Raw genomic sequence first — 9,939 nt, forward strand, 5'->3', positions numbered from 1 at the left:
GCCTTCTCAAATAAGAGAAAGCGGCTTTTTTGGTATAAATTTAGGCTACATCAATTTAAATTATCTCTATCTCGCTTGTCTCTATCTCGCTTGTCTTTACGCTGCTGCTTTCTTTTTGCACTTGTATGATACGTCAAATACCCTCCAACGACCATCACTACAATAAATGCAACAATGTATAAAAATATTGATGAACCAATAAAAGCAGATGATTCCATGACCGTTATCTCATTAGAGTTCACCTTCAATTATGCAAGCGTCTCCTCTTGTTGTAAAGTAAACAAGTTTAGCTCAGGTGTAAGTTCAAGTGAACGTAAGCGCGTGGCCTGATCATAAACGTTCGCTGTTACGATTAGCTCGTTTGGCTCATATTTTGTCAAAAACTCAGTAAGTTTTGGTTTAACGGTATCAACAGAGCCAATGAATGATATCGATAGCGCGTTTTCTACCATCATTTTTTCGCTTGAACTCCAAATGCTGTCCATATCATGAGTAGGCTTTGGCATTTGACCTGTTTCACCGCGGCGTAAACGTACAAAACTTTGCTGTGCCGAGGTAAAGTGATAATGCGCAGTAGCGTCATCGTCAGCGAGTAGTAGGTTCGCCGCTATCATGACATAAGGTTTATCAAGATAAACAGATGGCTTGAATTGCTCACGATACGTTGTGATAGCCTGATTGAGCATTTGCGGTGCAAAGTGAGAGGCAAACACATAAGGCAATCCTAAATGTGCCGCTAGGGTAGCGCCGAATAACGATGAACCTAAGATCCAAATAGGAACGTTTGATTTGGCCCCAGGAAACGCCTGTACAGGGCCGTTGTCTGTACCATCACCTAGGAAATACATCAGCTCCTGCACATCTTGTGGAAAGCGCTCAGCATCTTTCATTTGTCGACGTAAGGCCTGAAAAGTCGCACCATCAGTACCAGGAGCACGGCCCAACCCTAAATCGATACGGTCGCCGTATAAAGCTTGCAAGGTGCCAAACTGCTCAGCGATAACCAATGGCGCATGGTTTGGCAGCATGACACCGCCCGCTCCAATACGAATACGCTTGGTTTGGCTACCAATATGCGATAGGAGTACTGAGGTTGCTGCACTAGCGATACCTGGCATATTGTGATGCTCTGCCATCCAGTAACGGTTTAAGCCGATCTCTTCTGCGCGCTGCGCGGTCGCCACCGTCTGCGCAATACCTTCAGCGATGGTTTTACCTTCAGGAACGGGCGCTAAGTCTAAAAAGGATAATGGGATTGTGTTACTCATAGTTCACCTGTTTCATAAATTTAAAAGCACTCATGATTTTTTTGACAGTCTTGTATAGGCTGTTTATAAAAACTCTTGAATGTTTGATAGGTAATATGATGGGGCAGTTATAAAAACTCTTGAATGTTTGATAGGTAATATGATGGGGCAGTTATATAGAATATAAAGGTCAGGAGTTAAGGCGATAACAAATCTTAATAATGGGATGGACGTACAAAAGCAGATAATAAATTTATAGCATAAATGACATGATGAAAAGCGAACGGCACCGCTATCTACTGATAACGGTGCCGCTGAATGTTTTTATGAGTAAAAGTGTTAATTAACTATGCCTAAAATAATTACTGTTAAAAGAGCTATGCACTAAACTGCTTTTGACACAGCTCCATGAAAGCACGGCCATATTGGCGGATTTCAGCGTCATCGCGTACCGCCATCCAACTGGTAAAGCGACCAAAGTGCTCCACTGGAATTGCGGTTAAATTCTGGTAATGACTTGGTTCAAATGCCATCTCAGCGATAATGCCAACTCCTAAACCCAGACCGACGTAGGTGCTTATCACATCAGCATCGAGTGCGGCCAATACAATATCAGGCTCTAATCCTGCTTCATCAAAAGTTTTATCAATGGCCCCGCGTCCTGTAAAACCGCCGTGATAGGTCACAATCGGATAGCTTGCAAGGGTAGGTAAGTCGATGGATTCTTGTCCGGCAAGCTCATGATCGCTTGGTACGATGACGCGATGTGTCCAGTCATAATAACGAAAACAACGTAGATAGTCGTTATGCAGTAATGACTCGGTTGCAATACCGATATCAGCTTGCCCGCGTATCACCATTTGTGCGATGGTCTCAGGGTCAGCTTGCTGCAATATCAGGTTTACTTTCGGAAATCGTGCTTTGAACTCTTTGACTACTTTTGGCAAAACATATCGTGCCTGCGTATGAGTGGTGGCAATCGTCAATGTACCAATATTGGGATTGTTAAAATCGAGACTGAGATTCTCAATCGTACGAATTTCGGCAAAGATAGATTCAATATGCGGCATGAGCGCTGTGCCCATGGTCGTAAGACCCGTCAGACGTTTGCCTTGGCGAATGAATACTTCAGTTTTGAGTTGGTTCTCAAGTGCTGCTATATGCTTTGATAAGCTTGATTGACTGGTATGTAATACTGTCGCTGCTTGACTTAGATTATAGCCGTTGATTACCGTATGCCATACCGTTTCCAACTGTTTGAGCTGGATTTGTAGATGCCGCTGATTGACCACTACGTCGATTGCCATTAGTTAATCCTATTGTATAAATACACAAACGCTGTCTGTATATAAAAATGTACAGTTATGCAGTAGGTAACCAGTGTAAAACAAATCTATTATTCTTGTATATAAGATATTGTTATCAGTTTATGATAATTAGGAATATAGAAAAGATACAAGTTTGTGACGTATAACGATTCTACTTAATATTGGTATTATTTTTTTCGTAAAAAATATGAAAGGAATAAAAATCCTTATAGGAAAAAGTGCACAAGTAATGATTGTATAAGTAGTGAGTAAGTATTAATAATCTCGTAAGCTAATAACACATAAGTTTACCATGCTGGAAAATACAAGCTTATTAAGCTAAGTTATCAAACTTTAATGCAGAAATTTCGATAGAATGTCTAGTCAATGTAGACGTTCTGAAGTACCATAATTCAATTTTGCTACAAGTGTGGCTTTTTTTGTACGACTTTAACCAGCTTTTATCATCTCAGTGCGTACAGTTGATACTAATGATTGATAAAAATGGTAGAAGGTTGTGTTTTTTGTTTTAATTTTTGGTGAATAGTTATGTCTGCTGTCCAACCTGTGCCTCCAAATCCTCCAGTTGCCAAAAAATCATGGGGAGAGGCGGCAAAAGCTTATCTCGATCGACGCGCCATTATTATGTTGTTTTTGGGGTTTGTCGCTGGCATTCCCATTTTGCTTATCTTTTCGAGCCTTTCACTGTGGCTGCGTGAGGCTGGTATTGATCGCAGTGTGGTAACGATGTTTAGTTGGGCGGCGCTTGGCTATTCGTTCAAGTTTATTTGGGCACCATTGGTTGATGCCGTACCACTTCCTATATTGACCAAACTATTGGGCCGTCGTCGTAGCTGGATATTGGTTGCTCAGTTGTTGATCATTTTGGCGATTTGTCTGATGGCAAGTGTCAATCCAACCAATGAAGGTAGTCTTATTTATATGGCAGTTGGGGCGGTATTACTAGGTTTTTCCTCCGCTACTCAAGATATTGTCATCGATGCTTATCGCATTGAGCTTGCTCCCCCAAGTCTACAGTCGGTATTGTCTGCCATGTATACTGCAGGCTATCGTTTGGGTATGATCGTCGCTGGGGCAGGTGCGCTATATTTGGCAGATTATTTTGGCTCAACTGAGGCACTTTATAGCTATGAAGCATGGCGCAATACTTACTGGGTTATGGCAGGGGTAATGGGGATTGGGGTCGCGACCACTTTGATCATTCATGAGCCAGTTAGTGATCAGGTACGTGTTGAACGCAAGACATCAGACTATTCACGTCTGGTCTTAGTATTTGCGTTATCAGTCATAGGTTTTGTGTTCATATTTGCAAATTTGGGATCACTGCTTCCTGCGACAGAAAGTGCGCTTTTAGGGTTTTTGTACGAATTAGTGCGTATGGTATTGAGTCTGACAGTGGCTTTGGCTATTGGTTATGGGTTGGTAAAAGCCAATCTTGTAGAAGCAGAAGTTGCCAAGACAACGTGGATTGAGCCTATTGCTGATTTTTTTCGTCGTTATGGCAAAAAAGCCTTGTTGCTACTAGCGCTTATTGGCTTATATCGTATTTCAGATATTGTGGCTGGGGTAATATCCAATGTTTTTTATCAAGATATGGGCTTTACCAAGACTGATATTGCCAATGCGGTAAAATTAGTCGGCGTCGTTATGGTGATTGCTGGAGGCTTTTTGGGTGGGTTGTTGGCTCAAAAACTGCGCATGATGCAAGCCATGATGGTTGGGGCGATATTGGCTTGTGCGACTAACTTGTTGTTTGTATTATTGACATACCATCCTGGTAGTTTGTCCTATATGTATCTAGCCGTCATCTTTGATAACCTTGCTGCAGGTCTTGCTAGTGCAGTATTTATTGCCTTTTTGTCTGCTTTGACTTCTATTCGTTTTACCGCAGTACAGTATGCAATATTTTCATCGCTTATGACATTGCTACCCAAAGTACTGGGTGGTTATTCAGGTACTATTGTCGATAACACCAGTTATCCGTTCTTTTTCATTTTCACTTTTGCTATCGGTATACCCATTTTGGCACTGATTTATCTTGTCGATAAACATATTATAATCGGTGATAATGATGATATTTATAGTGACAACGACGATAGTAACAACGGTGGTAATACTATTACTAGCTTGACTAAAACCAATCCAAATCTAACTGACACTAAAGAGCCACCACGTGCAACAGACTAACGTCAACGAGTAGCCATGTTGTAACCCAAATTGCTAGACAGTATTTTTAAGAGTTATCTATGACAGCGTTCACCATTTATCAAATAAAGCAGCAAATCTGGCAACTAACAAATGGTGATACGAGAGATACGCTGCCGCCATTTTGGTTGACTGATTGGTTGTTACATGTCATCGATAAACCAAGCTCATTTTTAATTACTGATGAAAGTTATCAGCTGTCCGATAGTGAGCTTGAGCAATTTAATACTGGTGTTGCCAAAATGCAGGCTGGCATACCGCTTGCGTACTTGACGAGGCAGCAAGAGTTTTGGTCGCTCAATTTTACTGTCAATGAGCACACTTTAATCCCTCGGCCTGACACTGAAGTTTTGGTCGAACAAGTTTTAAATTGGATACAATCTCAGCCAAAGTGCCTAAATGATGCTCCTAAGCCAAAGCGGCTGTTAGATTTGGGTACTGGCTCAGGCTGTGTCGCTATCAGTTTGGCGCATGAGTTAAAACATCAATTAAAAGATGATAGTTGGCAAACTGTAGCGGTTGATTTATCAGCAGAGGCATTGAAAGTGGCTAGACATAATGCCGCTATCAATGATGTTGCCGATATTGAGTTTGTACAAAGCAGCTGGTATGACGAGCTGTCTACTCAGGATGAGCACTTATTCGATGTGATTGTCTCCAATCCTCCTTATATTGACGAAACCGATGAGCATTTGGTGCGTTTAGTAGCCGAGCCTATTAGTGCCCTAAGTGCACCCAATCACGGACTTGCGGATATAGAGCATATTGTCCGGTATGCACCGCAACATCTACATGCAGGTGGAATATTGGCGATTGAGCATGGTTATGATCAAGGAGCAGCAGTACGGCAAATATTGTCAGATAAAGGCTTTAGCGCAGTACAAACGGTGCAGGACTTTGGTGGTAATGATCGTGTGACGCTTGGACAGATTGGGTAGTTGGTTTAATTTTATCAGCTATTTATGGTAATAGATTTTTGGTGATAAATATGGTGCAGTCGTTAGAATCCAAGCAGTTATCAGATGATGAGCTAATGCGTTATGCACGGCAGGTATTGCTTGAAGGCTGGGATGTCGACGCTCAGCTAAGACTGAAATCGTCTCGCGTAGTCATGATAGGCGCAGGCGGTTTAGGTTGCCCAGCTTCTGAGACTTTGGTGCGAGCAGGACTTGGGCAAACTCATCTGATTGATGACGATGAGATTGAGGCGAGCAATTTACAGCGGCAAACGCTATTTTTACCCAAAGATATCGGTCAGCCTAAGGCATTGACCGCTGCCAAGATGCTTGAGGAAATTAATCCATTAGCATCTGCTTGCGGTACAGTTGCACGCTTGAGTGAAGACAACGCTTATGAGCTGCTTGGTATGGCGACAGGTAAGCCCAATCTTTTACTAGATTGTACCGACAACTTTGCCACGCGCGACATTATTAATCGCATTAGTGTGCGTTTCCAAATCCCGCTATTGACTGCCTCAGCGATAGGCATGCAAGGTCAATTGGCATTATTTGAGCCGAAGTTAAATACAGGCTGTTACTACTGCGTCTTTGGTTCAGTGACGCATGATGCAGAGGTCGATGAGCGTACCTGCGCCAATTCTGGAGTGCTTGCCAGTACCACTGCTATTATGGGTAATTTGCAGGCCAACGCTGCGCTACAATATTTAGGATTAACCAAAAATCCACTGATTAATAAGCTGCTTTTGTGGGATGGTAGCCGGATGCAGCAGCGCCTGATGGGCTATCGGCAAGACAAGCATTGTCCTGTGTGCGCTGTTTAGTTATTTCACCGTTATTTGGTTTTGTATTATTTAGCGTCACATTTTAACTGTCACAGTATTTTTTATCACCCAATTTTGTTTTCTAATTATAGTTGTTTTTTATGAAAATTCATCGTCCTCATTTACTCAAGCATTCGTTCAATGTGGTTAACCGTATGCGTCAGACGGTCAGTGTCGCCGGATTATCTGCACTAAGAGTTGCAAAAGGCGAGAAGCCTGATGCCAAGCTGTTAAAAGATACTTTTGAGCAGCTTGGTACGACTTATATTAAAATCGGACAGTTTATAGCCAGCACGCCCTCGTTATTTCCGCGTGAATATGTAGAAGCCTTTCAAGACTGTTTGGATCAAACGACACCATTATCTTATACCTACATCGAGCAGGTGTTGACGGATGAGCTGGCCGTCGATGGGCAAACGCTGTCTGACAAATTTGCATTCATCGATGAAAAGCCTTTAGCATCAGCCTCCATTGCTCAGGTGCATGCCGCGCGTTTACATAATGGCGATGAAGTGGTGTTAAAGGTGCAAAAGCCTGAAGTTGAAACCATTATGCAAACGGATTTAGGGGTGTTGCACGGGGTAACCAAAATCGTTGAGCTACTCATGCCGTCAATGAAGTTTGCCAGCATTGCACCGATTATCGATGAGATTCGTTTACGTATGTTGGCCGAAACTGACTTTATTAGCGAAGCACAAAACATTCGCGATTTTCAGCAATTTTTGAGCGTAACAGGGAACACAAGGGTAGTGGCGCCAGTGGTCTATGATGAGCTGACTACCAAACGCGTCCTGACTATGAGTCAATTGCACGGCGTTTCTATGATTGACGAGACAGCTATGCGCCAGTATTGTGATGACCCAGCGCAAGTAATGGCAGATACGTTGAATACGTGGTTTGCAAGTCTTATGTTCTGTAATAGCTTTCACGCTGACTTGCATGCGGGCAATTTAATGCTGCTAACCGATGGCCGAATCGGATTTTTGGATTTTGGCATTGTGGGTAAGCTTAAAGCCGAAAGCTGGCGTGCCTGTATGGGCATGATGCAGGCGTTGCAAGATAATAATTATCAAGCGATGGCGCAGCATATGATCGATATGGAGATGACTCATAGTCGCAGTAATGTCGATGTACAGGACTTAGCAGATGACTTACAACGCATGATGAAAACCATCATGGCAGAAGACATTACGTTTACAAGCGGGGTGCCTTTTAACAGTAAAGAACAGGCCGATGAGCTCAATCAGATGATGCTCGAAATCGTTGAAGTCGGTAAGCGCCATGGCATTCATTTTCCCCGTGATTTTGCGTTACTGACTAAGCAGCTGTTATATTTTGATCGGTTTATGCGTACGCTGGCCCCTGACATGGACATGTTTAGCGATCAACGAGTACAGATATTAGGACAGACCGATACTGGCCAGCCTGCAGCTCCTGCACTTAATATGTCATAGCTTTATACTTCACCGCTTTTTTTGAGCGCTATCTATAGCTTGTAACACAAAGGATTGTGTGCTGATGACCACAAATTGGCTTCGCCATGATGACTGCTTCTAACAGCCGAATTTTCCCTATTATCACCAATGAAATTACCATCGCTTGGATAGGACTTTACTGTCTAGCGGTGGTCATGGGTTATGGACGCTTTTTATTTACCGCTACTTTGCCTGACATTATGGTTCAATTGTCGCTATCGACCGCCATTGCTGGATGGATGGCCTCAATTAATTATATCGGCTATTTTATTGGCGCGCTCATCGCTATGTTTGTGCCGCAGCGACTCACGTGGCAGATGTTAATGCTATGGACGGTTGTTAGTGTGTTCACAACGACATTGCTCGCCGTACCGGAGATGTCATTAAACTTATGGTATGTCATTCGTTTGCTCGCAGGCATCGCGAGTGGGGTTGCAATGATTTTAAGCTCGTCATTGGTGATTCAAAGTTTTAGCAATGAGCGTCGCTCTGTGCTTTCGGCATTACATTATGCGGGGATAGGAGTAGGTATTAGCCTCTCAGCTGTATTAACTTGGTGGTTATTGTTGCTTGGCTATCATTTTGATATTATCTGGCTGGTAGCAGGCGTGAGTAGCTTGCCACTGCTCTGGCTACTCTATGGCATACGACCAATAAATGCAGATACAAATACAACTGCATCTGGCGAGACACGATTAGCAAACTCATCGTCCAATGCTGCGCACCGGTCTATACGCCAAACTTATATTAATTTTAAACGTTCATTATACGAGGCAATCACCGGACATACCAAAGCTATTGCATTGTTGTCAGCGAGCTACGTGCTGGCGGGGTTTGGTTATATTACATCAGCAACCTTTTTGCCCGTCATGGCAGCACAGCGACTCACAACCCAAAGCTATGCTGGACTGCTTATTTGGTTGCTGGTTGGTATTTTTGCGATGCTGTCCAATCCTCTGTGGGGCGCGCTTGCGAAACGTATCGGTGAGATAAAAACCTTGATGGGTTTAACTTTATTACAAGCATTAGGGATGCTTTTACCTTTATGGTTCAAAGGTGCATTTGGCTTATACGCGAATGCGGTAATTTTAGGATTAACCTTTGTTGGTATGGTCTCAATGACTTTGAATATTATCAAAAATATCAATCCAGCTTATTCTAATTTGCTCATAGGATTGGCAACTTTAGCCTATGCACTCGGGCAGTTTATTGGACCATTAGTGACGGTTGCATTAGCAGGGCAGGATGACAATTTTAATGCAGGGCTATTGGTCGCTGCTATTGGGCTATTGATTGGACTTGTTCTAATCCTGTTATTTCGTCGGCAACGCAATAATTATTCTTAAAAGTAGTTTTTTAGACCATGCTGCGACTAAATACTTCTCGTAACTCAAAGCTCGTATGCACTTGTGCGACACCTTCAATACGATTTAGCCGATGTAATAAAAACTCCTCATAGTGCGCCATATCGCGTACGCGCACTTTAATTAGGTAGTCCTCAGAACGACCCGTAACGATGCTGCAACTGATCACTTCATCGAAGCTTTGCACCTTTTTTTCAAACTGCTCAAAACGCTCAGCTGTGTGGCGATCCATACTAATGGCAATAAATATAGCGAGTGGATAGCCAAGCTTTTCTGCGTCGGTTTGAGCATGATAACCGGTGATAATGCCTGTATCTTCTAGACGTTTGATACGGCGTGCGCAGGGAGTAGCTGACAGGTTAACGTTTTCTGCCAGCTCAGTAATGCTCATCCGTGCGTCAGTCTGTAATAGACGTAAAAGACGCTTGTCAATATCGTCGATAGCATGTGTGGTTTGACGGGCAAAGTGGCTCTCGGTCATCTTTTTTATCTAGTATTAGTGATTTGCACTGATTATATCCATAAAATTAGTGATAATCA

General features: G+C 42.8%; 9 protein-coding genes. 5 read left to right on the plus strand and 4 right to left on the minus strand.

The genetic code is table 11. The features are described 5' to 3' along the window. Positions 1–50: 50 nt before the first annotated feature. The 3 genes from PENNN9_RS05195 to PENNN9_RS05205 all read right to left on the minus strand — a co-directional run bounded on the left by PENNN9_RS05195 (position 51) and on the right by PENNN9_RS05205 (position 2,554). On the minus strand, positions 51–218 hold the full coding sequence (locus tag PENNN9_RS05195; protein ID WP_156410076.1) for a hypothetical protein: 168 nt from the start codon (positions 216–218) through the stop codon (positions 51–53). Between the two features lie 30 nt (positions 219–248). Continuing rightward, positions 249–1,268: an LLM class flavin-dependent oxidoreductase gene (locus tag PENNN9_RS05200; RefSeq protein WP_058368663.1), complete on the minus strand. Its 1,020-nt coding sequence runs from the start codon at positions 1,266–1,268 to the stop codon at positions 249–251. 356 nt (positions 1,269–1,624) lie between these two features. Further along, positions 1,625–2,554 (minus strand): LysR substrate-binding domain-containing protein, encoded by a 930-nt coding sequence (locus tag PENNN9_RS05205; RefSeq protein WP_058368664.1) that lies wholly within the window; start codon positions 2,552–2,554, stop codon positions 1,625–1,627. 549 nt (positions 2,555–3,103) lie between these two features. On the opposite strand from PENNN9_RS05205, the gene PENNN9_RS05210 reads away from it, so the two are divergent. The 5 genes from PENNN9_RS05210 (at position 3,104) to PENNN9_RS05230 (ending at position 9,381) form a co-directional block, all read left to right on the plus strand. After that, positions 3,104–4,762, plus strand: coding sequence for an AmpG family muropeptide MFS transporter (locus PENNN9_RS05210; RefSeq protein WP_058368665.1), 1,659 nt, complete (start codon positions 3,104–3,106; stop codon positions 4,760–4,762). A 59-nt stretch (positions 4,763–4,821) separates the two neighbouring features. Beyond that, on the plus strand, positions 4,822–5,718 hold the full coding sequence (gene prmC / locus PENNN9_RS05215) for a peptide chain release factor N(5)-glutamine methyltransferase (protein ID WP_058368666.1): 897 nt from the start codon (positions 4,822–4,824) through the stop codon (positions 5,716–5,718). Positions 5,719–5,768: 50 nt separating this feature from the next. After that, on the plus strand, positions 5,769–6,560 hold the full coding sequence (locus tag PENNN9_RS05220; protein WP_075103138.1) for a HesA/MoeB/ThiF family protein: 792 nt from the start codon (positions 5,769–5,771) through the stop codon (positions 6,558–6,560). Positions 6,561–6,661: 101 nt separating this feature from the next. Continuing rightward, positions 6,662–8,014 carry an ABC1 kinase family protein gene (locus tag PENNN9_RS05225; protein ID WP_058368667.1) on the plus strand — a complete coding sequence of 451 codons (1,353 nt, stop codon included), beginning with the start codon at positions 6,662–6,664 and terminating at the stop codon, positions 8,012–8,014. Positions 8,015–8,100: 86 nt separating this feature from the next. Then, positions 8,101–9,381 carry a YbfB/YjiJ family MFS transporter gene (locus tag PENNN9_RS05230; protein WP_058368668.1) on the plus strand — a complete coding sequence of 427 codons (1,281 nt, stop codon included), beginning with the start codon at positions 8,101–8,103 and terminating at the stop codon, positions 9,379–9,381. A gap of 10 nt (positions 9,382–9,391) precedes the next feature. Here the strand turns inward: PENNN9_RS05230 and PENNN9_RS05235 are convergent, their stop codons facing one another. Continuing rightward, the gene (locus tag PENNN9_RS05235) at positions 9,392–9,880 is read right to left on the minus strand and encodes an Lrp/AsnC family transcriptional regulator (protein ID WP_058368669.1); all 489 of its coding nucleotides are present in this window, start codon (positions 9,878–9,880) and stop codon (positions 9,392–9,394) included. Between the last annotated feature and the right edge of the window lie 59 nt (positions 9,881–9,939).

It is taken from the genome of Psychrobacter sp. ENNN9_III, assembly GCF_001462175.1.
Classification (GTDB): Bacteria; Pseudomonadota; Gammaproteobacteria; order Pseudomonadales; family Moraxellaceae; genus Psychrobacter.

Bases quoted from the DNA above. Each gene is read 5' to 3' on its own strand.
- PENNN9_RS05220 (WP_075103138.1), top strand. From the start codon at position 5,769: ATGGTGCAGTCGTTAGAATCCAAGCAGTTATCAGATGATGAGCTAATG.
- PENNN9_RS05210 (WP_058368665.1), top strand. From the start codon at position 3,104: ATGTCTGCTGTCCAACCTGTGCCTCCAAATCCTCCAGTTGCCAAAAAA.
- PENNN9_RS05205 (WP_058368664.1), bottom strand. From the start codon at position 2,554: ATGGCAATCGACGTAGTGGTCAATCAGCGGCATCTACAAATCCAGCTC.
- prmC (WP_058368666.1), top strand. From the start codon at position 4,822: ATGACAGCGTTCACCATTTATCAAATAAAGCAGCAAATCTGGCAACTA.
- PENNN9_RS05200 (WP_058368663.1), bottom strand. From the start codon at position 1,268: ATGAGTAACACAATCCCATTATCCTTTTTAGACTTAGCGCCCGTTCCT.
- PENNN9_RS05195 (WP_156410076.1), bottom strand. From the start codon at position 218: ATGGAATCATCTGCTTTTATTGGTTCATCAATATTTTTATACATTGTT.
- PENNN9_RS05235 (WP_058368669.1), bottom strand. From the start codon at position 9,880: ATGACCGAGAGCCACTTTGCCCGTCAAACCACACATGCTATCGACGAT.
- PENNN9_RS05230 (WP_058368668.1), top strand. From the start codon at position 8,101: ATGATGACTGCTTCTAACAGCCGAATTTTCCCTATTATCACCAATGAA.
- PENNN9_RS05225 (WP_058368667.1), top strand. From the start codon at position 6,662: ATGAAAATTCATCGTCCTCATTTACTCAAGCATTCGTTCAATGTGGTT.